The 25,910-nt window shown below is 47.7% G+C and carries 23 protein-coding genes; 9 read left to right on the top strand and 14 right to left on the bottom strand.

What is annotated here, in order from left to right:
• The first annotated feature begins 31 nt into the window (after nucleotides 1-31).
• Nucleotides 32-454 carry a DUF805 domain-containing protein gene (locus KI655_RS21945; RefSeq protein WP_285353854.1) on the top strand — a complete coding sequence of 141 codons (423 nt, stop codon included), beginning with the start codon at nucleotides 32-34 and terminating at the stop codon, nucleotides 452-454.
• Nucleotides 455-544: 90 nt separating this feature from the next.
• Here KI655_RS21945 and KI655_RS21940 read toward each other — a convergent pair whose 3' ends face one another.
• From KI655_RS21940 to glpX, 3 genes are all read right to left on the bottom strand, one after another.
• Nucleotides 545-883, bottom strand: a complete 339-nt coding sequence (locus KI655_RS21940) for a DUF3135 domain-containing protein (protein ID WP_285408668.1) — start codon at nucleotides 881-883, stop codon at nucleotides 545-547.
• Between the two features lie 117 nt (nucleotides 884-1,000).
• Complete coding sequence (locus tag KI655_RS21935) at nucleotides 1,001-1,618, bottom strand: metalloregulator ArsR/SmtB family transcription factor (RefSeq protein ID WP_285408667.1); 618 nt, start codon at nucleotides 1,616-1,618, stop codon at nucleotides 1,001-1,003.
• A 147-nt stretch (nucleotides 1,619-1,765) separates the two neighbouring features.
• The gene (gene glpX / locus KI655_RS21930; protein ID WP_285408665.1) at nucleotides 1,766-2,773 is read right to left on the bottom strand and encodes a class II fructose-bisphosphatase; all 1,008 of its coding nucleotides are present in this window, start codon (nucleotides 2,771-2,773) and stop codon (nucleotides 1,766-1,768) included.
• A gap of 324 nt (nucleotides 2,774-3,097) precedes the next feature.
• Between glpX and zapB the strand changes: the two genes are divergently transcribed.
• Nucleotides 3,098-3,340 (top strand): cell division protein ZapB, encoded by a 243-nt coding sequence (gene zapB / locus KI655_RS21925; RefSeq protein WP_285408664.1) that lies wholly within the window; start codon nucleotides 3,098-3,100, stop codon nucleotides 3,338-3,340.
• A gap of 72 nt (nucleotides 3,341-3,412) precedes the next feature.
• Here the strand turns inward: zapB and rraA are convergent, their stop codons facing one another.
• From rraA to priA, 7 genes are all read right to left on the bottom strand, one after another.
• Nucleotides 3,413-3,931, bottom strand: coding sequence for a ribonuclease E activity regulator RraA (rraA, locus tag KI655_RS21920; protein WP_285408663.1), 519 nt, complete (start codon nucleotides 3,929-3,931; stop codon nucleotides 3,413-3,415).
• A 73-nt stretch (nucleotides 3,932-4,004) separates the two neighbouring features.
• Nucleotides 4,005-4,922: a 1,4-dihydroxy-2-naphthoate polyprenyltransferase gene (locus tag KI655_RS21915; protein WP_285408661.1), complete on the bottom strand. Its 918-nt coding sequence runs from the start codon at nucleotides 4,920-4,922 to the stop codon at nucleotides 4,005-4,007.
• A gap of 159 nt (nucleotides 4,923-5,081) precedes the next feature.
• On the bottom strand, nucleotides 5,082-6,416 hold the full coding sequence (gene hslU, locus KI655_RS21910; protein ID WP_285408660.1) for an HslU--HslV peptidase ATPase subunit: 1,335 nt from the start codon (nucleotides 6,414-6,416) through the stop codon (nucleotides 5,082-5,084).
• 51 nt (nucleotides 6,417-6,467) lie between these two features.
• A complete protein-coding gene (hslV, locus tag KI655_RS21905; protein ID WP_150893224.1) occupies nucleotides 6,468-7,016 on the bottom strand; it encodes an ATP-dependent protease subunit HslV in 549 nt (182 codons plus the stop codon).
• A gap of 174 nt (nucleotides 7,017-7,190) precedes the next feature.
• The gene (locus tag KI655_RS21900) at nucleotides 7,191-7,724 is read right to left on the bottom strand and encodes an SPOR domain-containing protein (protein WP_285408657.1); all 534 of its coding nucleotides are present in this window, start codon (nucleotides 7,722-7,724) and stop codon (nucleotides 7,191-7,193) included.
• Nucleotides 7,725-7,845: 121 nt separating this feature from the next.
• Complete coding sequence (gene cytR, locus KI655_RS21895) at nucleotides 7,846-8,850, bottom strand: DNA-binding transcriptional regulator CytR (RefSeq protein WP_285408655.1); 1,005 nt, start codon at nucleotides 8,848-8,850, stop codon at nucleotides 7,846-7,848.
• A gap of 234 nt (nucleotides 8,851-9,084) precedes the next feature.
• Entirely contained in the window at nucleotides 9,085-11,286 is a 2,202-nt protein-coding gene (priA, locus tag KI655_RS21890) for a primosomal protein N' (RefSeq protein WP_285408654.1), read from the bottom strand.
• A 323-nt stretch (nucleotides 11,287-11,609) separates the two neighbouring features.
• On the opposite strand from priA, the gene rpmE reads away from it, so the two are divergent.
• The gene (gene rpmE, locus KI655_RS21885) at nucleotides 11,610-11,828 is read left to right on the top strand and encodes a 50S ribosomal protein L31 (RefSeq protein WP_032549979.1); all 219 of its coding nucleotides are present in this window, start codon (nucleotides 11,610-11,612) and stop codon (nucleotides 11,826-11,828) included.
• A 208-nt stretch (nucleotides 11,829-12,036) separates the two neighbouring features.
• A complete protein-coding gene (locus tag KI655_RS21880) occupies nucleotides 12,037-13,323 on the top strand; it encodes a malic enzyme-like NAD(P)-binding protein (RefSeq protein ID WP_285408651.1) in 1,287 nt (428 codons plus the stop codon).
• 194 nt (nucleotides 13,324-13,517) lie between these two features.
• Here KI655_RS21880 and metJ read toward each other — a convergent pair whose 3' ends face one another.
• The gene (gene metJ / locus KI655_RS21875) at nucleotides 13,518-13,838 is read right to left on the bottom strand and encodes a met regulon transcriptional regulator MetJ (protein ID WP_004415993.1); all 321 of its coding nucleotides are present in this window, start codon (nucleotides 13,836-13,838) and stop codon (nucleotides 13,518-13,520) included.
• A 209-nt stretch (nucleotides 13,839-14,047) separates the two neighbouring features.
• Here metJ and KI655_RS21870 point away from each other — a divergent pair, with 209 nt between their 5' ends.
• From KI655_RS21870 to metF, 3 genes are all read left to right on the top strand, one after another.
• Complete coding sequence (locus KI655_RS21870) at nucleotides 14,048-15,232, top strand: O-succinylhomoserine (thiol)-lyase (protein ID WP_285408635.1); 1,185 nt, start codon at nucleotides 14,048-14,050, stop codon at nucleotides 15,230-15,232.
• The gene (locus tag KI655_RS21865) at nucleotides 15,232-17,643 is read left to right on the top strand and encodes a bifunctional aspartate kinase/homoserine dehydrogenase II (protein ID WP_285408634.1); all 2,412 of its coding nucleotides are present in this window, start codon (nucleotides 15,232-15,234) and stop codon (nucleotides 17,641-17,643) included. Before KI655_RS21870 ends, KI655_RS21865 begins: the two co-directional genes overlap by 1 nt.
• 278 nt (nucleotides 17,644-17,921) lie before the next feature.
• A complete protein-coding gene (metF, locus tag KI655_RS21860) occupies nucleotides 17,922-18,821 on the top strand; it encodes a methylenetetrahydrofolate reductase (protein WP_285408632.1) in 900 nt (299 codons plus the stop codon).
• A 97-nt stretch (nucleotides 18,822-18,918) separates the two neighbouring features.
• Here the strand turns inward: metF and KI655_RS21855 are convergent, their stop codons facing one another.
• The 3 genes from KI655_RS21855 to argE all read right to left on the bottom strand — a co-directional run bounded on the left by KI655_RS21855 (nucleotide 18,919) and on the right by argE (nucleotide 23,853).
• The gene (locus KI655_RS21855) at nucleotides 18,919-19,458 is read right to left on the bottom strand and encodes a PadR family transcriptional regulator (RefSeq protein ID WP_285408630.1); all 540 of its coding nucleotides are present in this window, start codon (nucleotides 19,456-19,458) and stop codon (nucleotides 18,919-18,921) included.
• Between the two features lie 359 nt (nucleotides 19,459-19,817).
• Entirely contained in the window at nucleotides 19,818-22,454 is a 2,637-nt protein-coding gene (gene ppc / locus KI655_RS21850) for a phosphoenolpyruvate carboxylase (protein WP_285408629.1), read from the bottom strand.
• 262 nt (nucleotides 22,455-22,716) lie between these two features.
• Nucleotides 22,717-23,853 carry an acetylornithine deacetylase gene (argE, locus tag KI655_RS21845; protein ID WP_285408628.1) on the bottom strand — a complete coding sequence of 379 codons (1,137 nt, stop codon included), beginning with the start codon at nucleotides 23,851-23,853 and terminating at the stop codon, nucleotides 22,717-22,719.
• 153 nt (nucleotides 23,854-24,006) lie between these two features.
• On the opposite strand from argE, the gene argC reads away from it, so the two are divergent.
• Nucleotides 24,007-25,011 carry an N-acetyl-gamma-glutamyl-phosphate reductase gene (argC, locus tag KI655_RS21840; protein WP_285408627.1) on the top strand — a complete coding sequence of 335 codons (1,005 nt, stop codon included), beginning with the start codon at nucleotides 24,007-24,009 and terminating at the stop codon, nucleotides 25,009-25,011.
• Between the two features lie 11 nt (nucleotides 25,012-25,022).
• Entirely contained in the window at nucleotides 25,023-25,811 is a 789-nt protein-coding gene (argB, locus tag KI655_RS21835) for an acetylglutamate kinase (protein ID WP_285408626.1), read from the top strand.
• Nucleotides 25,812-25,910 lie beyond the last annotated feature (99 nt).

Genomic DNA, 25,910 nt, shown 5'->3' with positions numbered 1-25,910 from the left:
TTGGCCGCATCCAAATTAGAGTGTATTTAAGATGTCGATGAAAGAGTTACTGTTTTCCTTTAAAGGAAGAATCAACCGAAAAACCTATTGGATTTGGAACGTATTCTATTACGTAGCCATCACAGGCTTTGCATCAGGGATTTCGGTGCTGTTCCCTGCATACTCTTACATCTTATTACCTGTATTTTTGTTGATGTTGGTTATTCCAGACCTAGCGGTAACGGCGAAGCGTTGGCACGACCGTAACAAATCAAACATGTGGCTACTGCTGAATGTGCCTTTGGTGTTGGGCCGCTTGGCCTCGCCAATGGCCGCTACAACCACAGATACTGTCTCTCCACTACATATGGTTGCAACGGTTGCTGCACTGGTGTGTGGTGTGTGGATCTTAGTGGAGTGTGGCTTGTTGAAGGGTACGGAAGGTCGTAACGACTATGGTGATGAGCCGCAGTAACTCGCAACCTAGCGTATAACAGATTTAAGAAAAGGAGGCATTGCGCCTCCTTTTTTGTGCCTGTTCCCTAAGGGTTAGTCTGTTTGAGAGTCAGTCTACTGATTTAGGTTTGAAGGGGATAACATTGGCGGTTGGTGGCTCTGATATTGCGCCGTTGCCTTGAAGTGCCTCTTGGAATTTACACACCTGACAACGGAGCTCTCGCATCAACACCACGTTAGTATGGTGTGGGTTCTTACAACGGCTCACCACCAAATCGATGTGGCTTTGCTGGGCGCGCAGTCGGTCTTGCATGATATTGGAAGCGGAACATATCATCTGCTCGCACATATCATGTTTGAGTTGGTTGAACGCTTTTGGGTCACGCTGAGCAAGCTTAACCAATTCGTCGAAAGGAGGCAGTTTGAGATCGGGTTGAGGATGTCCCATCTTTCTTTCCTTAGTAATGCATCGTGAGTGAGATGCTTTAAGCTTAAGAAAGAAATTTGGTTATTTTTTGTTCAGTTTGAGATCTTCTCAAATTTGAGACAGTGGCCTGTAGCGTGATTAAAAGGGAATCACGGTGTAAGTGCAGCGACGTTCGCCTGCAATGATGTGCTCTGAGCGACTGATATTACAGTCATCTTTAAGCAGCTCGGTGAACACATTCAGCTCTGATTGGCACAGGCTTGGGCAGCGCGTAGCAGCTTTACAGATAGGGCAGTGATTCTCAATCAAGACGTAGTGATCGCCTTCATTGTGCAGTTCTGCCATGTAGCCTTCGTCTTCACGCAACTGAGTGAGGGTCTGCAGTTTGCTAAGGAGATCATCACAACCGATTAAAGCTTGTTGGTATTGCTTGAGGGTAGATTGCTCACGCTCTGCGGCAACTTTAGCAAGTCCTTCTTTACCAAAAAGGTTCTCAACGGCATCAATAAACTGAATAGTGAGCTCACCGTGACGATCTGAAAACTGGTTGTGGCCTTGCTGTGTCAGTGACCAGTGGCGCGTTGGGCGGCCGACTTTTACTTTCACGTCATGAAACGCCAGAATCCCATCATCTTCAAGGCTTTGAAGGTGCTGCCTTGCTCCCATGGTGGTCATGCCAAACTCTTGTGCAAGCTGTTTAGCAGTCACGGCTCCATGGCGCTTGATGGTGTGTAAAATTCTGTCGCTCGTTTTCATACAATCCCTACCTTATGAACCCTACTATTATGAGGCAAGGTATTAATAAAGCAAACCATTTACTATAGCCATGAAATCAGCATGGTATAAAAACAAAAGGCCAGCACGAGTGTGCCAGCCTTAGAGAGAATCGAATAACGGTCTCTATTAAAGAATATGACCGATCACTTCTGGATCTTTGCGCTCTAGGTAGTGAATCGACTTGATGCGACGAATTGTACGGCAACGACCACGAATCAGCAGAGTTTCTGTGGTAGCAATGTTACCTTGACGAGTGATGCCTTCTAGTAGGTCACCCTTAGTGATACCCGTTGCTGAGAACACAACGTTGTCGCTGCGTGCCATGTCTTCCATTTTCAGAACGATACCAGCGGTTACGCCCATTTCAGCACAGCGCTCAAGCTCAAGTTCGCCATGTTTACGGTTCTCTTCGTTGTCACCTTTCACTTCGTGACGCGGAAGTAGGCGGCCATGCATGTCGCCATCTAGTGCACGAATCACCGCTGCTGATACCACACCTTCTGGTGCGCCACCGATGCAGTACATTACGTCGACTTCGCTGTCTGGCATACAAGTTAGGATAGACGCGGCTACGTCACCATCTGGCACTGCAAATACGCGTACGCCCATCGCTTGCATCTCTGCGATCACTTCGTCATGACGAGGTTTCGCTAGGGTAGTCACAACCAGAGTATCTAGCGATTTGCCAAGCGCTTTTGCAATGTTCTCTAGGTTCTCTTTCAGTGACTTTTCTAGGTCAATGGCACCTTTAGCGCCAGGGCCTACCACTAACTTTTCCATGTACATATCAGGCGCTTTTAGGAAGCTGCCCTTTTCACCGGCTGCCAGTACAGCCAGTGCGTTTGACTGGCCCATCGCCGTCATACGAGTCCCTTCGATTGGGTCAACAGCGATATCAACAGCATCGCCACCAACACCCACATTCTCACCAATGTACAGCATAGGTGCATCATCGATTTCGCCTTCACCGATCACGATTTCACCGCTGATTTCGGTTTTGTTCAGTAGGCTACGCATGACTTCTACTGCGGCACCATCGGCAGCGTTTTTATCACCACGGCCAAGCCATTTATAACCTGCTAGTGCTGCACCTTCAGTGACACGAGAAAATGCCATTGCTAAATCGCGTTTCATGCGGACTCCAAAATTTTCAAAGGGGGAATAGAAATTTCGCGGCGGATTTTACCATAGTTCAAAGGAAACGTTTGCTTTTTTGCTTTTGTGGCTTTGTTCACGATCAAAACAGTGGGGAAATTTTAAAATATTCACTGAAATAATCAGTGAGCTAACAGTGCTGACACAAATAACGTCAATATTCGGTAAAAAGCGATGTTTTTTTCATCGAATGGCGCAAAATATCGAATATATAGAGTGTTTATCCGTGCTTCGCTGAGTAGAATGGGGCAATAAGTGGAGTGAACCTTCAACATCAAATGGATAACTTAAAGGTAGGCCAGAATGTCTTTTGAAGTACTAGAGCAACTAGAAGCAAAAATTCAAACAGCAGTTGATACTATTGCACTTCTGCAAATGGAAGTAGAAGAGCTAAAAGAAGAGAAACAGCAACTAGCGACAGAAGCTGGTGAGCTAAAAGCAAGCCGTGAAGAGCTAGAGCAAAAAACTCAGCAAATGCAGCAAGAGCATGCAGCATGGCAAGATCGCATTCGCAACCTACTAGGCAAAATGGACGAAGTAGAGTAATCCATAGCGTTCGCGATAATACGCTGACAATAAAAATGCCCGCTAATCAGTTAGCGGGCATTTTTGTTTGTTCTATTCGCTCTCGTCTTCTTCGGCGTCGAGTTCAAATTCAACGTCGAGCGGTTCCGGCGAGAGGATGATGCCTGTGTTATCGGCATAGAGGTAATCTTCAGGCAGGAAGCTAACACTGCCGAAGTTGACTGGGATATCAACCTCACCCACACCGTCTTGAACGGCACCAACCGGGATAGAGGCCAGAGCTTGAATACCTAAGTTCATGTCTTCTAGCTCGTCCACTTCACGAACGCAGCCATACACGACGATACCTTCCCACTCATTGTCTTCGGCGAGCAGCGCGAGTTCAGCATCGATCAGCGCTTTACGCAATGAACCGCCACCATCAATCAGCAACACACGTCCTAGACCGTCTTGTTCGAGCACGGAACGGATCAGTGCGTTGTCCTCGAAGCATTTCAATGTCGTGATCTGTCCAGCAAAGGAGGCTCTCCCACCAAAGTTGCTGAACATCGGCTCTACCACATCCACTTGGTCTAGATAGATGTCGCACAGTGCTGAAGTGTTGTATTCCATTCGCGTACCTTTTGAACAATGAGCTTACTTTGAGTATATCGGTGCTCGATCCCTTTGCAATGATTAGTCTGAATTATGTCAATAGAGTTTGAGCTACAACAACACCAGCAAACAATAAGTTAGTCACCAGTGAGCATTTGACGATGACGGGCATCATTGGCGCAATCTGTGCAGGTTTTTCCGTATTCCAAACGGCCTTACCGTGTTTATAGATAGCGATAATGCTCAATGAAAATGGCAGGCTGATCCAAGCGGGTTTGTCTTGAATAAGCAGATAACTAGCAAACGCGATTACTGCCACACTGAGAAGCATGAAGTGATACTGCTTGGCTCGGCGTTGACCGAGTCGAACCGCCATGGTGCGCTTACCACATTCGCTGTCGTTTTCGATGTCACGCATGTTGTTGATGTTGAGTACGGCAACCGCCATCAAACCACACCCTAAAGCCGGTAGGAACAAGCTTGGCTCTACGTGTCCAGTGTGCAAGAAGTAAGTCCCAGAGACGCCAAGCAGACCAAAGAAGATGAATACCGACAGGTCTCCTAGGCCAATATAGCCGTAAGGTTTGTTACCTACCGTATAGGCAATCGCAGCCGCAATCGCTAATACACCTAAACCAATGAACGAGAGGATGCTCTCAATTGAGGTCAGGGCGTGAAAGATTAAGATAAGTCCTGCAATCATAGTGAATACGATGTTCAAAATGATGGCTTGCTTCATGGTTGCGGCCGAGACGGCGCCCGACTGCATCGCACGCATTGGTCCCAAGCGTTTGTCATTGTCGGTACCCTTTACCGCATCACCGTAGTCGTTGGCGAGGTTGGAAAGGATTTGCAGCAGAGTGGCGGTGAGAAAAGCCAACAAAGCGATAGATAAAGAAAACTGATCGCTGGCGAACGCTAAACTACTTCCTGTAAGAATAGAGACGAGTGCGAGAGGCAGAGTTTTTGGTCGTGCGGCATCAAGCCAAATCAGTAGAGATTGTTTCATCGTAGGTCTATTTGTCGTTGTAAGGACACAGTGTCATACCGTATTTTGAGTATACGCTCATTTTTTGGGTAATAAAAAGCCCACTCGAGAGTGGGCCTTGAAATACGCTATCAGCTTGCTGTTTCTTTGCGTTAGAGCAACAAGTTGGATATTTTTGTGCTACAGAATGAAGCGACTTAGATCTTCGTCTTCAACGAATTCGCCCAGTTTAGACTTCACGTAATCCGCATCGATGACAAGCTTGCTACCCGCTTTGTCGGTCGCTTCGAATGAGATTTCATCCATTAGACGTTCCATAACCGTGTGTAGACGACGCGCACCGATGTTCTCTGTGGTTTCGTTTACTTGCCATGCTGCTTCTGCGATCTGTGTGATGCCATCTTCAGTGAACTCAACGTCGACTTCTTCAGTCTTCATTAGTGCAGTGTACTGCTCAGTCAGAGACGCTTTTGGCTCTGTTAGGATGCGTTTGAAGTCATTGCTTGATAGAGCTTCAAGTTCAACGCGGATTGGCAGACGACCTTGTAGCTCAGGGATGAGATCCGATGGCTTAGCCACTTGGAATGCACCTGAAGTCACAAATAGGATGTGGTCAGTTTTTACCATGCCGTGCTTGGTTGATACTGTGCTGCCCTCAATCAGAGGCAGTAGGTCACGCTGAACACCTTCGCGAGATACGTCTGGACCAGAGCTGTCGCCACGCTTACAGATCTTGTCGATCTCATCGATAAATACGATACCGTTGTTCTCAACGTTGTAGATTGCGCTCTCTTTCAGCTCTTCTTGGTTAACCAGCTTCGCCGCTTCTTCTTCAGTCAGTGCCTTGAATGCGTCTTTAATCTTAAGCTTACGCTTCTTCTTAGTGTCGCCTGCAAGGTTTTGGAACATGCCTTGAAGTTGGTTGGTCATCTCTTCCATGCCTGGAGGCGCCATGATTTCAACGCCCATCTGCGGTGCAGCAACATCGATTTCGATCTCTTTGTCGTCTAGCTTACCTTCACGCAGTTTTTTGCGGAAAATCTGACGAGTGTTTGATGAGCTTTCATCGGCTTGCTCGTTTTGACCCCAAGCGTCACGTGCTGGTGGCAGTAGAGCATCTAGGATACGGTCTTCAGCTTGCTCTTCAGCGCGGAATTTTACTTTTTCCATCGCTTGCTGGTGAGTCATCTTGATCGCAACGTCGGTTAGGTCACGAATGATGGTCTCTACTTCTTTACCTACGTAGCCCACTTCGGTGAATTTGGTCGCTTCTACCTTGATGAAAGGTGCGTTCGCCAGTTTCGCTAGACGGCGTGCAATTTCAGTCTTACCAACGCCCGTTGGACCAATCATAAGAATGTTTTTTGGTGAAACTTCAACGCGCAGGCTCTCTTCAAGCTGCATACGACGCCAGCGGTTACGTAGAGCGATTGCTACTGAGCGTTTCGCGTTTTCTTGGCCAATGATGTGGCGGTTCAGTTCATGAACAATTTCACGAGGGGTCATTTCAGACATGTTTATTCCTTAATTCTTGAGTCACTGTTGGATGCAATATTGGTTTGAGTCTTATTCCGGCTTCGGTAGCTCAACGGTGCTTTCTAGTTCTTCAACAGTGTGGTGATGGTTGGTGAATACACAGATGTCGCCAGCAATGGTCAGTGACTTCTCTGCGATTTCACGCGCATCTAAATCGGTGTTTTCTAGTAGGGCTGTCGCTGCCGCTTGTGCAAAGTTACCGCCTGAACCGATCGCAATCAGGTCATGCTCTGGCTGCACTACGTCACCGTTACCAGTAATGATCAAAGACGCAGTTTCATCAGCTACGGCCAGTAGGGCTTCCAGTTTACGTAGGGCGCGATCGCTACGCCAATCCTTCGCAAGCTCAACGGCAGCTTTGGTCAGGTGGCCTTGGTGCATTTGCAGTTTGCTTTCAAATTTTTCGAATAGCGTGAAAGCGTCTGCAGTACCGCCAGCGAAACCAGCCAGTACTTTATTGTTGTATAGGCGACGCACTTTACGGGCATTGCCCTTCATTACTGTGTTGCCTAGAGATACTTGTCCATCACCCGCGATGACGACTTTATTATTACGACGTACAGATACAATGGTAGTCACGAGTAGGGCCTCTTTATCTTTTTATCTTTGGGTATAAAAACAATATGAGGATGGCCTACTGAGAATTCAAGTTGCCTTGGTAGATGTGGGGTAATTATTGCTGATGAGATAGCAGAAAAGCGCGGAGGCTGAAAAAGAGAAAACCTCCTAAAGCGGAGGTTTTCATGATTATCTTTATTGGTCTTTCCAAATCGCACACGGCTCGATCTTAGCTCTTTGTAGCTTGTGGCGATCGCGCTCGGCGTCTCGTTTAAGCTTGTATGGGCCAAGTACCACACGATACCAGCTGCTGCCTTCTTTTTTGCGGATCTCACTTGAGATGCCTTGGAAGGCGATGTCCAGCTTGCGCGCTTCAGCTTGAGCAGAGGTTTTGTAAGCGCCACACTGCATGATATATGGGATCTTCGAAATCTGCTGCTCTTTGGCTTTAACTTCCACCTCACGGCTTGGCAAGGTTTCAACGTAATCCCACTTCTCCTCTGGTGGCGGCGGGATAACCTTAGCTGGCTTAGGTTTTGGCTTGGGCTTTGTCACCACAGTCGGCGGTGGTGGCTCAGGATCATTGCTCAATAGATACAAGCCGTAGCCAAAGCCGCCAGCAAGTAAGATCGCCAAAAGACCACTGCGCCATGGTTTTCGGCGAGGGGCAGGTTTTTTCGTCGTGCGGTTGTTTCCACGACCGCGCTTCACATAATCTCTATTAGCCACAAGTCTTTCAAATGTTGGTGATTCTGCACCCATGGTAATCCAGAATGCGCGAGGATAATAGTGTAGAAATGGAAGCGGCACATCAAAATGTGCCGCAGATTTATGTGTCTATTTTCATGAACTAAAGGCGGGGTGGTGCCGTACTGCCACGAACGACCAGTTTTGCTTCAAGTAGGCGAGAACCCGCTTGAACATCGTTGCCCTTAAGAAGGTCGAGCATCATTAACATCGCTTGGCGACCGATCTCATAGCGAGGCTGTGAAATGGTGGTCAGCGGTGGATCGCAGTACTGTGCAAATTGGATGTCATCGAAACCGACGATTGAGAGATCGTGTGGCACTCGCAGACCCAGCTTCTTCGCTTCTTGAATCGCACCAATCGCCATTGCGTCATTGTGACAGAAGATGGCGGTGGGTTGCTCTGGCAGTGCCAACAGTTGACGCACCGCTTGTGCGCCTGCTTCAAAGGTAAAGTCACCCACGGTGCTGTAGGCAGGGTTCATAGTAACCCCTGCTCGGCGCAGTGCTTGTTGATAGCCTTGCTGACGGAACTGACATAGGGTTGCCGATGTTGGACCTGAGATTTGCGCGATGCGTTTATGGCCTAATTGAGCAAGGTAGTTCACTGCCTCAAATGCAGAGGTTAAGTTATCGATGTGAACGGTTGGTAGCTCAAGCTCTGGGGCAAATTCGCACGCCATGACCATTGGCGGTAGGTTTTTCTGTTCCGCCTTGCTGACATCGAATGGGTGATCGGTACCGAGCAGTAACATGCCATCCGCTTGCTTCGTAAAGACGAGGTTTACGAATGAGCTCTCACGTTTCTTTTGTTGTCCGCTGTCACCGAGTAGAACTAAGTAGTCGTTTTCGACGGCTGCGTCTTCAATGCCGCGAATGATTTCAGCGAAGTAGGGATCACAAATATCAGGAACGATAGTGATGATGGTTTTAGATTCGTTGCGACGTAAGTTTCTAGCTAAAGTGTTGGGTGAGTATCCAGCTTCGAGTACCGCTGTTTCAACTCGCTTACGAGTGGTCACCGATACTTTTTCAGGGTTCATTAGCGCTCGTGATACCGTCGCTGTAGAGACACCTGCCAACTGGGCAACATCCTTCATTGTCGCCATAAATTAAACCCTCTCTAATTCCTTTGCTGCCTCTGACTAAGGCGTGAATAGTTATATAATTGATTGATATTATGAAAGTGTTGCTAACACTTTTTTTATTGCAATATTTTATGTGTTTAGCGGACACAAAGTTACGGCTAGATTAACAAAAATCACATGACTAGTGTGAAGTTGCTCACGATAAATATGAAATATCTGTGAATAAACCTATCATTAATTTTAACCCAGTAAGGTTTAGCTGAGATCTTGCGGCTCAATGTCGAGCGACCAGCGTACCTTTTTTGCGGCGGGCAACAAATTTATCGCAGGTTTTGCACTCATTAATAGCTTCTGCATTAGTGAGCGAGTTTGCGTCTGCAAAATCAGCTGCCAGCGCGATTTCCCTGCTCGTTTTGCTAGTGGGGCAGGCGTTGGCCCAAGTACCATACAGAACTGGTCAAACAGTGGGTGCGATTCTAAAGTGTGGCGCACCTGTCTCAAGAACTCTTCAACAAGGTGTGGGTCATTCGCTTCTGCGCGGAACAGGGTCATAAAGGTATAGGGTGGCAGCATCGCCTGCTTTCGCTCGGCCAGCGCGGTCTGAGCAAAGTGGTTATAGTCTTTATGCAGTAGTGCCTGCAGCAAGCCATGTTCTGGGTGATGCGTCTGCAGAATCACTTCGCCCGGCTTACTTGCGCGCCCAGCACGACCGGCAACTTGAATGAAGAGTTGAGCTAATCGCTCTGAAGCTCGAAAGTCACTGCTGTAGAGCGAGCCATCGACGTCGAGCAGCGCAACCAGCGTGACGTCTGGGAAGTGGTGCCCCTTGGCCAGCATCTGAGTGCCGATTAAAATCTGGTATTCACCACGACGAATGGATTCTAGTGCATTCTCTAAACTGCCCTTACGGCGAGTACTGTCGCGGTCAATACGAATGGTTTTGTATTCAGGGAATAGCTGTCCTAGTTGGGTTTCAAGCTGCTCAGTGCCGACACCGACCGTAACTAGATTCGATGAACCACACCCTTGGCAGTGGTGTATAATGGGCTGCTGAGAACCACAGTGGTGGCAGCGTATCTCATTGCTGTATTGGTGATAGGTGTAGTAGGCATCACAGCGCTTACACTCTGCCGTCCAACCGCAGTCATGGCACATCAATGCTGGAGAGAAGCCACGACGGTTTAAGAACAGCATCACTTGGTTACCGGACTTGAGGTGTCTTTGCATCTCAGCAATCAATGAGGCCGATAAGCCGCTCTCAAGGTACTCCCCCTTAACATCCAGAACCTTGTTAGTGGTTGGTACGGCTGCACCCGCACGTGAGCTCAATGTCAGATGGCCATACTTGCCAACTTGCGCGTTGTGTAGGGTTTCAAATGCAGGGGTTGCTGAGCCAAGCACAATTGGAATCTGCGCTTTGTGGGCGCGCATAATAGCCACATCACGAGCATGATAACGCAGGCTATCTTGTTGTTTATATGACGCGTCATGCTCTTCGTCGACAATAATGATGCCGAGGTCAGCAAACGGCGTAAACAGCGCCGAGCGAGTGCCAATCACAATGCCTGCGATTTTATCGCGAGCAGATAACCATGCGTTGAGGCGCTCAGAGTCATTTAACCCCGAGTGTACTACTTCGATGGGTACATTGAAGCGTCTCTTGAAGCGGTTGATGGTTTGTGGGGTCAGGCCGATTTCAGGAACCAAAACTAAGGCTTGTCTGCCTTGCTCCAGCACCGGCTTAATCATATTTAGGTAAACTTCTGTTTTGCCCGAACCCGTAACCCCTTCTAATAGGAAGCAGCCAAAGTCGGTTTGGCTATTCACCGTTGCAATCGCGATCGCTTGTTCTTCGTTGAGTTTTGGCTTGTCTTGGTCGTTTTCAAGATCGCTTGGCCAAGCGTAACGAGTAGGCTTTTTCTCGCGTGATTCAATCCAGCCTTTCTCTTCAAGGGTTTTGAGTACCGAGCTAGAGATCTCTTGGTCAATAAACTCTTGATGTGGCACTGGGCCATTCTCAAGCAAGTGCATCACTTTGGCTTGTTTGACTGCGCGTCCAAAGCCTTGCATCAGTTGGTCTTTGCCTGATGGTGTTATTTGCCATTCGACGAGTGTAGCGAAGTCAGCTGGTTTTCCTTTACGCAGTGCGCTTGGGAGTGCGTTAGCAAAGGTTTCGCCTAACGGGTATTGATAGAACTGGCTGCACCATACTAACAAGGAGTAGACCGAGTCGGGCCATACAGGTTGGTTATCCAGCAGCGCTTTAATAGGCTTAAGCTTGTCGAACTCAAACTCTGATTCGTTCACTAGTGCGGTCACGATGCCGGTGAGCGTTTGACGACCAAAAGGAACCGATACACGTCCACCAATGATAGGAAACAGATGACCTGGGATTTTGTAGTCAAATTGTCTGTCTAAAGGGACTGGCAGAGCCACTCGGGCTATCGTTGGACGCATAGATTCGCTTGTTAATTCTGGAGAGTGCAGGGCGACCAGTCTAAAGGATAAGGGCGCTAAATTCGAGAAACAGTTCGCCGATGAAAGTGGTCGATGTACTTATGCAAAGCATAAAAAGGCAATAAAAGAAGAAATCGTATAATAGTGGCGAAAAAATCATCCAAACTGGTTGATCCTGCCTCACAGATTCATTACTATACGGCGCCTTAAAGGTATGGCTTTATCACGTTTTCGTGAGATGCGGTGTCTTTAATCTATTTTTTAACAACGTGTGGTGTCCGGCTTAGAATCGGATGGCGACACGGCCTAATTGAGGTTTTCCCATGAAAGTTGGTATCCACCCAGAATACAAAGCTGTAACAGCTACTTGCTCTTGCGGCAACACATTTGAATTCAACTCTACTCTAGGTAAAGATTCTATCCACCTAGACGTATGTGACAAATGTCACCCATTCTACACTGGTAAGCAACGTATCGTTGATACAGGCGGCCGTGTAGATCGCTTCAACAAGCGTTTCGGTGCTCTATCTAGCAAGAAGTAATTCTCGCTTAGTAGACATGAAAAAGGACACTTCGGTGTCCTTTTTTGTTATCTGGCGTTTAGTAATTTCAACTGGGCACTGGTCTTATTAGTAGTGAATTCTCGTTTTTTAATGAGACAGGGGGCTTTACCACCTAGGAACTTTGAAGTACATCCATTAATATAAAATGGATTCCCCCAAATAATAATATTCTAGGAAACCTACACCCATGTCTGATGACACTCTCCAAGCTCAATCTGAAGAACTATCACCTCAAGAACAATTCCGTCAGCAAGCTCTTGATTATCATGAGTTCCCAATTCCGGGCAAAATTGCCGTTGAACTGACAAAATCTGCAAATTCTGCAGAAGATCTGGCCCTTGCTTACAGCCCAGGTGTGGCTGAGCCAGTTCGTGAAATCGCACAGAACGTGGATAACGTTTATAAGTACACAGGTAAAGGCAACATGGTTGCAGTTATCTCTAACGGTACAGCGATTCTTGGCCTAGGTAACCTAGGTCCTATTGCTTCTAAACCAGTAATGGAAGGTAAAGCGCTCCTGTTTAAGCGTTTTGCAGGTTTAGATTCTATCGATATTGAAGTAAAACACCGCACAATCGATGAGTTCGTAGATACAGTAGCGAACATTGCCGATACATTCGGTGGCATCAACCTAGAAGACATCAAAGCACCAGACTGTTTTGAAATTGAACGCCGTCTAATCGAGCGTTGTGACGTTCCAGTATTCCACGATGACCAGCACGGTACGGCGATCGTAACAGCTGCGGGTATGCTGAACGCGATTGAGCTTCAAGGTAAGAAGCTGGAAGAGTGTAAGATTGTTTGTTTGGGTGCTGGTGCAGCGGCAGTTGCGTGTATGGAACTGCTGATCAAGTGTGGCGCGCAGCGTGAGAAGATCTACATGCTAGACCGTAAAGGTGTGATTCACACTCGTCGTGACGATCTGAACGAATACAAGCAGCTGTTCGCGAACAACACTGACAAGCGTACTCTAGAAGATGTCATTGAAGGTGCAGACCTATTCCTAGGTGTATCAGGTCCTAACCTGTTACCAGCAGAATCGCTGAAGCTGATGGCTGACAAGCCGATCGTATTCGCGTGTTCTAACCCAGATCCAGAGATCAAGCCAGAGCTTGCTCACGAAGTTCGTAGCGACCTTATCATGGGTACTGGCCGTAGTGATTACCCGAACCAAGTAAACAACGTTCTGTGTTTCCCATTCATCTTCCGTGGCGCATTGGATGTTCGTGCAAGCGAAATCAACGATGCAATGAAGTTAGCGGCAGTGGAAGCGATTCGTGAACTTGCGAAAGAAGAAGTTCCTGCAGACGTACTAAAAGCAGCAGGTGCAGAAGCGCTTGAGTTTGGTAATGGTTACATTATTCCTAAGCCAATGGACCCACGTCTATTGCCTCGCGTAGCAAAAGCAGTTGCTCAAGCAGCGGTTGATTCTGGTGTGGCTCGTATCGAGATGCCAGCAAACTATATGGCATAGGAGCATATGTCGTAGATGCATATGTCATAGAGACTGGATGGCGTAATCGTCGTGCAGTAGAGCGAAGAGAATAATAAAAAACCGACTCATCTGGAGTCGGTTTTTTTATGCCTGAAATTCATGTTAGATGATTTCGGCAATCAATATGGCTCAGCTAAAGCGAATCAAATATGAAGGTAGTGACTGAGTTATTTTTATTCTTCGTCAAACGCTTCGAACTCGATACCCATCTCTGTCATCAGCTTTTTCACTTCAGCAGGGATATCGTCTGGGCGGTCTTTACGCAGGTCTTCATCCGTTGGTAGTGGTTGGCCCGTGTACGCATGTAGAAAAGCTTCACATAGCAGTTCACTGTTCGTTGCATGGCGTAGGTTGTTAATCTGGCGGCGAGTACGCTCGTCAGTGAGAACCTTCAACACTTTTAGAGGGATAGAAACTGTAATTTTCTTTACTTGTTCGCTTTTCTTTCCATGCTCAGCATATGGGCTTATGTATTCACCATTCCAGTCGGCCATTGCGTACCTTCATCACTTTAGTTGTTAGATTAAATTAATAGGGGTGATTTTAGCGGGATTTACCGCCATAAGCAAAGACATATAGACGTCTAGAAGTGTTGACGTCTCATTCTTATGAAAGTAAAGTGAATAACATATATCTAACACAGCCGCAAAACCCCGACAAGCCGCTGTGACTCTCAGACGCCAAAACCTGTAAGGAAACACCTATGAGCAGCCGGAAACCAGCAACCATCGCCGTACGTACTGGTATCGAGTCAGACACTCAACATCATGCCGTAGTTCCACCCATTTATCTGTCGACTAACTACGGTTTTCCCGCTTTTGGTGAAGTGCCTAAGTATGACTACACGCGTTCAGGCAACCCAAACCGTGGTTTGCTAGAGACAGCGCTGTTTGAATTGGAGTCTGGTAAGGGAGCTGTGGTCACTAACTGTGGTACCTCTGCTTTGAATCTGTGGGTTTCTGCTTTTCTCGGTAGTGATGACCTGATCGTAGCGCCACACGACTGCTACGGTGGTACTTACCGTCTGTTTAACACTCGTTCACAAAAAGGCGATTTTAAAGTGCTGTTTGTGGATCAATCGGATCAAGCAGCATTCGATGCAGCGATCGCTCTCAAGCCTAAGTTGATCTTACTAGAGACGCCATCTAACCCGTTGGTTCGCGTGGTGGATATTGCAGAGACTTGCCGCAAGGCGAAAGAGGTGGGTGCGCTAGTGGCGGTCGATAACACCTTTTTGACACCTGTGTTCCAAAAGCCTTTAGAGCTGGGTGCGGACTTTGTTATTCACTCTACAACCAAATACATCAATGGTCACTCAGATGTGATTGGCGGCGTTGTGATCACCAAAACGGAAGAGCATGCTGAAGAGCTGGCTTGGTGGGGCAACTGTATTGGTGCGACGGGGACACCATTTGATAGCTACATGACGCTACGTGGTATTCGTACCCTAGGTGCGCGTATGCGTGTCCATGAAGAGAGCTCACGTGAGATTCTAACGGCGCTACAGAAACAACCTTTGGTTGATACCATTTATCACCCAAGCCTACCGGAGCACCCGGGTCATGAAATCGCAAAGAAGCAGCAATCGGGTTTTGGCTCTATGCTGAGTTTTGAATTTGCGGGTTCTTTTGAGGCGCTTAAGCACTTTGTTGGCGAGCTGGAGCTGTTTTCACTGGCAGAATCTTTGGGCGGTGTTGAGAGTCTGATCTGTCACCCTGCTTCAATGACACACCGCGCAATGGGTGAAGAAGCCTTGGCTGAGGCGGGTGTTTCTCATCAGCTATTGAGATTGTCAGTCGGTCTAGAAGATGCAGAAGACCTGATTGCTGACCTTGAACAAGCTTTCGCGAAAGCACAACAGTTCATTGAGAACGGGGAGAGCAAGTAATGGCTAATTTTCGCCAATTGCATAAATTTGGTGGTAGCAGTTTGGCAAACCCTGAGTGCTATCAGCGTGTCGTGAGTATTCTTAAAGAGTACTCGAATGACACCGATTTAGTGGTGGTGTCTGCGGCAGGCAAAACGACTAACCGATTGATCGAATTCTTAGAGGCACTGGATAAAGATGGCCGCTTGGCTCATGAGTGTCTGCAATCGCTGCGTCAATTCCAACTGGAGTTGGTCTCAGAGCTGCTAGACGGTGAAGCGGCTGAACAGTTGACAGCAAGTCTTCAACTCGAGTTTACCGCGTTAGGTGAGCTTACAGCACCGCTGAATGAGGCAGAAAAAGCAGCGGTACTTGGTCATGGTGAGGTTTGGTCGTCTCGCTTGTTGGCTGCTCTTCTATGCCAGAGTGACCTTCAAGCGGTTGCTCAAGATGCTCGTGATTTTCTTCGTGCAGAAGCGGGGGCTCAACCAGAAGTGGATCGCGCTCGCTCATACGCCCTGATCAAAGAATCTCTAGCTCAACACGCGCACTGTCGCGTGGTGATTACCGGTTTTATGGCTCAAAACAGCATTGGCGAAACGGTACTGCTGGGCCGTAATGGTTCAGACTACTCTGCAACGGTGATTGGCGCACTGGCTGAAGTGGATCGTGTGACCATCTGGAGTGATGTTGCCGGCGTGTACAGTGCTGACCCAAGATTGGTCTCGGATGCTTGTCTGCTGCCTTTGCTACGTTTAGATGAGGCGAGTGAGCTAGCACGTCTGGCGGCACCTGTACTTCACAGTCGTACACTACAACCTGTCGCGCAGAGTGCGATGGATCTTAGCCTACGCTGCAGCTATCAGCCTGAGTCTGGTTCTACCCAGATTGAGCGTGTATTGGCGTCGGGACGCGGCGCTAAGATCATTACGTCGTTAGATGATGTATTACTGATTCAGCTGACCTTTGGTCACGGTCATGACTTTGAACGCCTTGAAAGCGAAGTGCTAGAAGGGTTGAAGCGTGCTCAGCTAGAGCCACTGGCCTATGAGCTACAAGCGGATCAAAACTGTCTGCGTCTCGCTTACACCGAAGAGATCGCAGGTGGAGCGTTGGAGTATCTGCAAGACCACGCTATCGAAGCTGAAATCAAACTTAAAGAGGGCTTCTCGCTGGTTGCCGCGGTTGGTGCGGGTGTGACTAAGAACCCGAATCATTGCTATGGTTTCTACCAACAATTAAAGAGTGCACCGGTTGAGTTTATCTCTGAGTCTCGCTCTCGATTAAGTCTGGTTGCTGTGGTGCGCAAATCTGAAACCGATATCCTAGTTAAAGGCATCCACTCTCAGTTGTTCCAAGCTCAGAAGCGCGTTGCGATTGCGCTGTGTGGCAAGGGCAACATTGGCTCGAGCTGGCTATCACTGTTTGCTGAGCAAAAGGTTGAGCTAGAAAAGCGTCGTGGAATGAACTTTGAGTTGGTCGCGGTGATTGATAGTCAAACTTATTGGTATGACGAACAAGGCATCGATGCACAAGCAGTGGTGAAGCGCTTTGGTGACGAAGCGGTTGCTTATGAAGGCAGCGAATGGCTAACTAAACTGGGCTCTATTCAAGGCTATGACGAAGTGGTGGTGCTGGATGTTACTGCGAGTAAGGTGTTAGCAGACAAGTATCTCGACATTGCTCAGCAAGGTATCCACCTCATTTCAGCTAATAAAGTTGCTGGCTCAGCATCGAGCGAGTACTACCACCAAGTGCAAGATGCGTTTGCTAAGATCAGTCGTCATTGGCTTTATAACGCAACGGTTGGTGCGGGCTTACCAATTAACCACACCGTACGTGATTTACGTGAGAGCGGCGATGACATCATCGCGCTGTCAGGTATTTTCTCGGGCACACTGTCATGGTTGTTCCAACAATTTGATGGCACGGTGCCGTTTAGTGAGTTGGTGGACCTTGCGTGGCAGCAGGGCTTAACGGAGCCTGATCCTCGTGCTGACTTAGACGGCTCTGATGTGATGCGTAAGCTGGTTATTTTGGCGCGTGAGTCTGGTCTCGATATTGAGCCGGAGAACGTTAAAGTCGAATCTTTGGTACCACAAGAGCTACAAGACCTTTCTGTTGATGACTTCTTTGACAAGGCATCGGTACTTAGCGAAGTGCTGGCTGAGCGTCTAGAGAAAGCGCAATCTCAGCATAAAGTTCTGCGTTATGTTGCTCGTCTTGAGAAGAATGGTAAGGCAACTGTTGGGGTTGAGGCTCTATCGAAAGAGCATGCTCTGGCGAACTTGCTGCCTTGTGACAATATTTTTGCGATTGAGAGCAAATGGTACAAAGATAATCCATTGGTGATTCGTGGACCGGGTGCGGGTCGTGAGGTAACGGCTGGTGCGATTCAGTCTGATTTGAACAGAATGTCGAGCTTGTTCTAAAACTCAGATCGATGGTTTGTAAGCGTAAATAGCATACTATCCACTAAGATAAATAAGGCTGAAAGCACAATGTGTTTTTCAGCCTTTTTTGTACGTTATTATTGCTTTGCGATCCACTTATCGACTTGAAGATTCCTCACGATCAACTTGAGAAAAATTCATAATGGATCTGTTGACATTAAATCGTATTCAATACATTCTGTGGACATATAGACGTCTAAACGTCGGTTTGAGGATTTGAGATTTTTAGTGGTTGAGTTGGCCACAGGGAGAGTAAGATGGGATACACACACGCAAGTCACATAGACGCTTTGAATCAGAACATTGCTGAGCTTTCTGACAACATTAATGTGTCATTTGAGTTTTTTCCACCAAGCAATGAGAAGATGGAAGAGACACTGTGGAATTCTGTACACCGTCTAAAAACACTCCAGCCTAAGTTTGTTTCAGTAACTTACGGTGCCAACTCCGGTGAACGTGACCGTACCCACTCAATCATCAAAGAGATCAAAGACCAAACTGGCCTAGTGGCAGCGCCTCACCTTACGTGTATTGATGCAAGCCGTGACGAACTGATTCAAATCGCAGACGACTACTGGGCGAATGGCATTCAGAGCATTGTTGCTCTACGTGGTGACATTCCACCTGGTGGCGGTGCGCCAGAGATGTATGCCTCTGACCTCGTTGAACTGCTTAAAGCACGCCATGATTTCGACATCTCAGTCGCCGCTTTCCCTGAAGTTCACCCAGAGGCAAAAAGTGCGCAAGCGGACCTACTTAACCTAAAGCGTAAAGTTGATGCGGGTGCCAACCGTGCGATTACTCAGTTCTTCTTTGATGTTGAGAGCTACCTACGTTTCCGTGACCGCTGTGTGGCTGCAGGCATCGATGTTGAGATCGTACCGGGCATTTTACCTGTATCTAACTTCAAACAAGCATCACGCTTTGCGGCGATGAACAACGTGAAAGTACCGGGTTGGATGGCGAAGCAGTTTGAAGGCCTAGACGATGATCCAACAACGCGTCAGCTAGTGGGTGCGAGCCAAGCGATTGATATGGTAAGAACACTAAGCCGTGAAGGGGTGAAGGATTTCCACTTCTACACGCTAAACCGTGCTGAGATGACTTACGCACTTTGTCATACGCTAGGCGTACGTCCTCAAGTAGCAGCGCTATAAATTAAAACCCTTCCTAGTGGGTACAAAAAAGGCTTGAATACTCAGTATTCAAGCCTTTTGCCTATCTAATTACTGGTGAAAGCTACCAGTGTCTAACTTACGCTAACGTTTCTAGCTCTAGTAGAACTTCTTCAGCCCAAATGATCCAAGCTTCACGGATCAGTAGGTTACGACGCAATGTTAGTCGCTCTAGACGCGCTTGCTTGTCTAAAGTTGACGGCGTTGCGTAGTAAGCCGCTTCGATCTCTTTGTAGTGAGAAACCAGCTTGCGAGACTCTTCAACCAGCTCAGAAAGCTGTACTTGATAAGCTGCAGATGGCTGAACAGCACAAGCCATCAATTTTGCTGAGAACTCATCACGCACAGTTGGGTGAGCGGTTGGTTGTTCGAACCAGTCGCCTAGTGCACGACGGCCAGCGTCTGTGATTGAGTAAACTTTACGGTCAGGTTTGCCTTCTTGAGGTTCTAGTACGCAAGTCACCTGTTCATTTTGAGCCATTTTATTGAGCTCGCGGTAGACTTGTTGGTGGCTAGCTTTCCAGAAGTATCCAATGCTTGCTGAGAATTCTTTAGTGATATCGTAACCAGTAGCATCGCGTGTACTTAAAACGGTTAGAATTACGTGTGGTAATGACATGTCTTCAATCCAAATGGTCAATAAACAGTAAACAAAAACTTAAACATCAAGTGTGCTTCTTGCGGCACGATATATTGGGTTATGTCTAAGTTGCACCAACACTCTTTGTTGTTGGTTATGTCACCTTATAAAGCCGTTTATCACCTAGTTGGACTAGCTTGCGTAGTCCGATGCCACGAAATATTTTGATTGGAGTGTTCTCGCAGCGGAGCAGTAGTATATCTAAATAATAAGCATAAAGTAGAATACATGGACAAAATAACCCAAAAAACTGATAAAAGACTCAATAGTGTTTGTTGGGTGAAATAAAAAGGCCGCTATAGGCGACCTTTTGTACTCTATTTAGAATATTATTCTGCTTAACCGGTGTTGCGCATACCTGCCGCGATACCCGCAATGGTCACCATTAGTGCTTCTTCTAGCTCTGCTGGTGGTGTTTCACTCTGACGAGTACGGTATAGAAGCTCGGCTTGCAGCATGTTCAATGGCTCAACGTAGATGTTGCGCAGACGGATGGACTCTTGTCCCCAAGGGTCGCTCTGCATCAAGTTCTCATTGTTCTCTACATTTAGTACCGCTTTGATGTCTTTTTGCAGCTGTTCGCGAAGTTTCTCACCTAGCGGAAGTAGCTCTTCGTCAACCAAACGTTGGTCGTAGTACTTAGCGATTTCCATATTACACTTCGAGTAAACCATCTCAAGCATACCCAAGCGAGTCGAGAAGAATGGCCATTCACGACACATCTCTTCGAGCAGGGCTTGATGACCTTGGTCGACTGAGTACTGAATCGCTTCACCGGCACCCAACCATGCTGGAAGTACCAAACGGTTTTGGCTCCAAGAGAAGATCCATGGAATAGCGCGCAGGCTCTCAACACCACCGTTAGGGTTACGTTTCGCTGGACGAGAGCCTAGAGGCAGCTTGCCAAGCTCTAGTTCAGGGGTTGCCTGACGGAAGTAAGGAACGAATTTCTCTTCGCCACGAACTACGCCGCGGTACGCTTCACAAGAAACCTGTGACAGTACTTCCATCAGATCGCGCCACTCTTGCTTCGGCTCTGGTGGTGGAAGTAGGTTCGCTTCTAGGATCGCGCTTGCGTATAGGTTAAAGCTGTTCACTGCAACGTCGGGTAGACCCAGTTTAAAGCGAATCATCTCACCTTGTTCTGTTACACGTAGACCGCCTTTCAAGCTCTTTGGTGGCTGAGAAAGGAGTGCAGCGTGCGCTGGAGCGCCACCACGACCTACTGTACCGCCACGGCCGTGGAAGAGAGTCAGCTCGATGCCTTCTTCTTCACATGCCTTAACCAGTTTATCCATTGCATCGTACTGCGCCCAACCTGCAGACATTACACCCGCATCTTTCGCTGAGTCAGAGTAACCGATCATCACCATCTGGTGGTTCTGGATAAAGCCACGGTACAAGTCAATGCCCATTAGCTGCTTCATTACAGCTTCTGAGTTGTTCAAGTCATCGAGCGTTTCGAACAGAGGACATACGTCCATGCGGTACGGGCAGCCTGATTCTTGCAGCAATAGGTGAACAGCCAGTACATCCGATGCTGTGCGTGCCATTGAGATAACGTAAGCACCAAAGGCTTCACGTGGCTGTGCAGCAATCACCTTACAGGTGTCCAAAACCTCTTTAACTTGCTCTGAAGGCTCCCAATCGCGTGGTAGCAGCGGGCGTTTCGAGCTAAGTTCGTTGGTTAGGAAAGCAATCTTATCTTGCTCACTCCATTGGTCGTAGTCGCCAATACCTAGGTAGCGTGTTAGCTCAGACAGTACATCTGAGTGGCGCGTACTTTCTTGGCGAATATCAAGGCGAACCAAGTGAACGCCAAAGGCTTTAAGGCGACGCAGCGTATCCAGTAGTGAACCGTCAGCGATTACGCCCATGCCGCACTCGTGCAGAGACTTGTAGCACGCATACAGTGGTGTCCACAGTTGGTCGATATTCTGTAGTGTTGTTTTCTTCGGTACTTCTGCGTCGTGCAGTTTCGCATCTAGCACTTCTAGCGTGTCGGTAAGCAGCGTGCGTAGGCTCTTAAGGATCGCACGGTAGGCCTCGTGCTCATCACCAGCCAGTTCACGAACGGTGTCGTTGCACTTGGTCATCGACAGTTCAGTGATCAGCTCGTTGATGTCACCTAGGTAAAGGTCAGCTGCCTTCCAGCGAGATAGGCGCAGTACTTCTTTGGTGATTGAGTGGGTTACAAATGGGTTACCGTCACGGTCGCCGCCCATCCAAGACGAGAAGTGAACAGGGCGCGCATCGATTGGAAGGCCTTCGCCAAGGAAGCCTTTCAAGCGGCCATCCATTTCACGCAGGAAGTCAGGCACCGCTTCCCAAAGAGAGTTTTCAACAACCGCAAAGCCCCATTTCGCTTCATCAAGCGGAGTAGGACGCTGTTGACGAATCACGTCTGAGTGCCAGCCTTGAGCGATCAGTTGCTCTAGACGACGCTCGGTTTTGACGCGCTCTTTGTTTGATAGGTCGCTAAGTTCAAGCTTAGATAGACACTCGTTGATCTTAACTAGCTTGTTGATCATGGTGCGACGAGTGATTTCGGTTGGGTGCGCGGTAAGCACCAGCTCAATGTTAAGGTCGCGTACAGCTTGAGCTGCATCGAGCTTACTGATGTCATTTTGGTTTAGCTTAGAGAACAGAGATTGAAGTACGTCTGGTTCACAAACGTGCTCTTCACAGTGGCGAGAAATCGTATGGTATTGCTCTGCCATGTTGGTGAGGTTTAGAAATTGGTTGAAAGCACGAGCGACTGGCGTGAGCTGCTCGTTCGGTAAATTTTTGATCTCTTCAACTAGGCTATCGCGGTCAGTTTGGTTACCAGCTCGAGCTGACTTGGAAAGTTTACGGATAGTTTCCACTTTCTCTAGGATTACGTCGCCATGCGCGTCTTGAATAGTGTTACCTAGCAAGCGTCCTAGCATGCTTACGTTACTCTTGAGAGCGGCGTATTTCTCGTTCATTGTCATCCTGCCTCGTAAAAAAATTACATCCATTGTTCCTTGTTAGGTACACAATCTAGCGAAAACTGCTGTATCTAGTCAAATAAAGCATCCTAAGTTTGCAATTATTAGCTTGATAAATGGGGAAGGCGGATATTTTCTTTTCTGAGAGAACGAAGGTGAAATTTAATTACAAATTCATGATGATGATGTTAAAACAGCACAAAAGCGACCTTTCTAGGTCGCTTTTGTTCGATAGTGCGAGCGATATTGAGTTATCGCGCAATAGCTAGAAACAATATTTATAAATCGATTTACTCAAAATATTGATGGTTGGATCGATGAAGTCAAAGCTCAAGAATTCATCTGGCTGGTGGGCTTGGTCAATCGAACCCGGCCCTAGCACCAGCGTTGGACACAGCTGCTGCAAGAAAGGAGCTTCAGTACAGTAGTTCACAGTTTGTGATTCGGTTTCACATACCGACTCCATGCCACCAATGAATGGGTGATCGTGCTGACACTCATACCCCGGAATCGGCTCGTGCAATGGCGTGATCTCAAGACGCCCCGGCCACTTCGCTTCCACTTCCTTAAGCGCACTGCGTAACATGTTGTCTAAACCATCCAAGCTAATACCCGGCAGAGGGCGAACATCGTAGTGCAATTCACAACAACCACAGATGCGGTTGGCACTGTCGCCACCATGAATATGGCCTAGGTTCAGAGTTGGGCTAGGAATCGCAAAGCCCGGGTGGTGGTACTCTTTAATCAGCTTGTCTCGCAGCTGCATCAAGGCAAACAATACCTCATGCATGATCTCAATTGCGTTGACGCCTAATGCTGGGTCTGAAGAGTGACCGGATTTACCGGTGACTCGCACTGCATTTGCCACGTGGCCTTTGTGTCCACGGATAGGTACGAGACTGGTTGGTTCACCGATGATGCAGTAATCCGGTTTAAACGGTGCATTTTCAGTGAAGTGACGTGCGCCGAGCATGGTGGTCTCTTCATCACAGGTCGCCAGTACATAGAGCGGCTTGGTTTGCTTACTCCAGTCAATCTTCTTTACCGCTTCATAGATAAAGGCGAAGAAGCCTTTCATGTCTGCCGTGCCTAATCCGTAGAAGCGATTGTTGTGCTCAGTCAGTGCGTGTGGGTTGAAGTTCCAGCGTCCTTCATCAAATGGAACGGTGTCGCTGTGGCCTGCTAATAGTAAGCCGCCTTCACCAGAGCCCATCTTTGCCACCATATTATGCTTGCCCGGCTCTACCTCTACGACTTCAACGCTAAAGCCTAGGTCTTTAAACCATTGAGCCATTTTTTCGATGACCTTTTCATTGCCATGATCCCAGCTCGGATCAGTAGAGCTGATGGAGTCGGTTGAAATTAGGCCTTGGTAGACCTCAAGAAAACTCGGTAATTGCATAATATCTTCACTTCTACTATTGACAGAAAAACCATAAGGCGGTAAAACACATATTAAATCATATTTACTGAATAAAAAATCAAATAAAGCTAAAAATTAAGTATGATTAGTCAAATTTGAAATGTAACTTAACTCAAGAATGGATGTGTTGAGATGTTGAAAACCACGATCATTGGCGCAAGCGGCTACACAGGAGCAGAACTGGCTCTAATGATAAACAGACACCCTGAGCTCACGCTATCAGGTTTATATGTTTCAGCCAATAGTGTAGACGCTGGTAAACCTATTGCTGCACTACACGGCAAGCTAGCAGGCATGATTGATATGCCGGTACAGCCGCTGACGAATCCAGCCGAGGTTGCTAAGCAGAGTGATGTGGTTTTTCTGGCAACGGCACACGAGGTGAGTCACGACCTTGCACCAGTTTTCCTAGAGCAGGGCTGCCAAGTGTTCGACCTTTCGGGCGCATTCAGAGTTAAGGGTGAGAACTTCTATCAAGATTTTTACGGCTTTGAGCATCAGCATGAGCAGTGGCTAGATAGCGCTGCCTATGGACTGGCTGAGTGGAATGAAGCTGAAATTAAAGAAGCACAATTGGTTGCTGTCGCAGGTTGTTACCCAACAGCTTCTCAACTGGCAATCAAGCCTTTGGTAGAAAGCAAGCTGCTAGATGAGAACCAATGGCCTGTGATTAACGCAACCAGTGGTGTAAGTGGTGCAGGTCGCAAGGCAAGCATGGTCAATAGCTTCTGTGAAGTGAGCTTGCAGCCTTACGGTGTATTCAATCACCGTCATCAACCTGAAATTGCAGCGCACTTGGGTTGCGATGTTATTTTTACGCCGCACCTAGGAAACTTTAAGCGTGGCATTTTAGCGACCATCACCATGAAGTTGGCAGATGGCGTGACTGAAGAGCAAGTACAGCAGGCGTTTGCTACTGCTTACCAAGATAAGCCGGCAGTGAGACTGCTCGAAGAAACACTGCCAAGAATTCAAGACATTGAACATACTCCTTTCTGTGATTTGGGATGGAAGGTTCAGGGTCAACACATCATCGTTGTTTCAGCGATTGATAACTTATTGAAGGGTGCATCTAGCCAAGCGATGCAGTGTTTAAATTTACGGTATGGCTTTGCGCCATTAACTGCGCTAGTGTAAGGAATTCTCTAATGAGCCAAAATAATCAACCATTAATCATAAAGTTAGGTGGCGCTGCACTGTCTTGTAGCGAAACGTTGAGCAAGCTTTTCGGGGCAATTTCACTGTACAAACAGCAAGCGCAGCGACCTATCGTCATCGTTCATGGCGGTGGCTACCTGGTTGATGAGCTGATGGGCAAGCTCAATCTAGAGACCGTAAAAAAGCAGGGCCTACGTGTGACGCCTTATGATCAGATTCCTGTGATTGCTGGCGCACTAGCAGGAACAGCAAATAAGCTTCTTCAAGGCCAAGCGATCAAAGATGGCCTCAATGCTGTAGGTCTAAGCCTTGCTGATGGCGGCCTATGTCAGGTAAGCGAGTTAGATCCTGAATTGGGTGCCGTAGGTAAAGCAGCGCCGGGTAACTCTCAGGTTCTGCAAGCGATCCTTGATACGGGCGCACTGCCAATCATTAGCTCGATCGGTCTGACTGACCAAGGTCAACTGATGAACGTCAATGCAGACCAAGCGGCGGTTGCTGTCGCGGGTGCATTGGATGCAGAACTGGTACTGCTGTCAGATGTGAGCGGTGTTCTTGATGGTAAGGGGCACCTGATTCCAAGCCTTAACCAGCAGCAAGCAGACGAACTGATTGCAGGCAAAGTCATCACTGATGGCATGATCGTGAAAGTGCAAGCGGCACTCGAAGCGGCCAATGATCTTGGTCGTCCAATTGAAGTCGCAACCTGGCGCTACCCAGACAAACTGGCACAACTATTTTCAGGTGAGAGCATCGGTACTCAATTTCTACCGCAGTAAGGTGTTTTCATCTCAGTAGCTTCTGAACTCAGTAAGTGAAGTTAAAGAATAATTTAAGTCGAATGGATAACCCCCGAGGAACTGACCGCCAAAGTGCAG

This window comes from Vibrio sp. D404a, from assembly GCF_030248535.1.
Taxonomy (GTDB): domain Bacteria; phylum Pseudomonadota; class Gammaproteobacteria; order Enterobacterales; family Vibrionaceae; genus Vibrio.
Note: the sequence above shows the minus strand (reverse complement) of the source record. Positions and strands in the feature narration are given on the sequence as shown.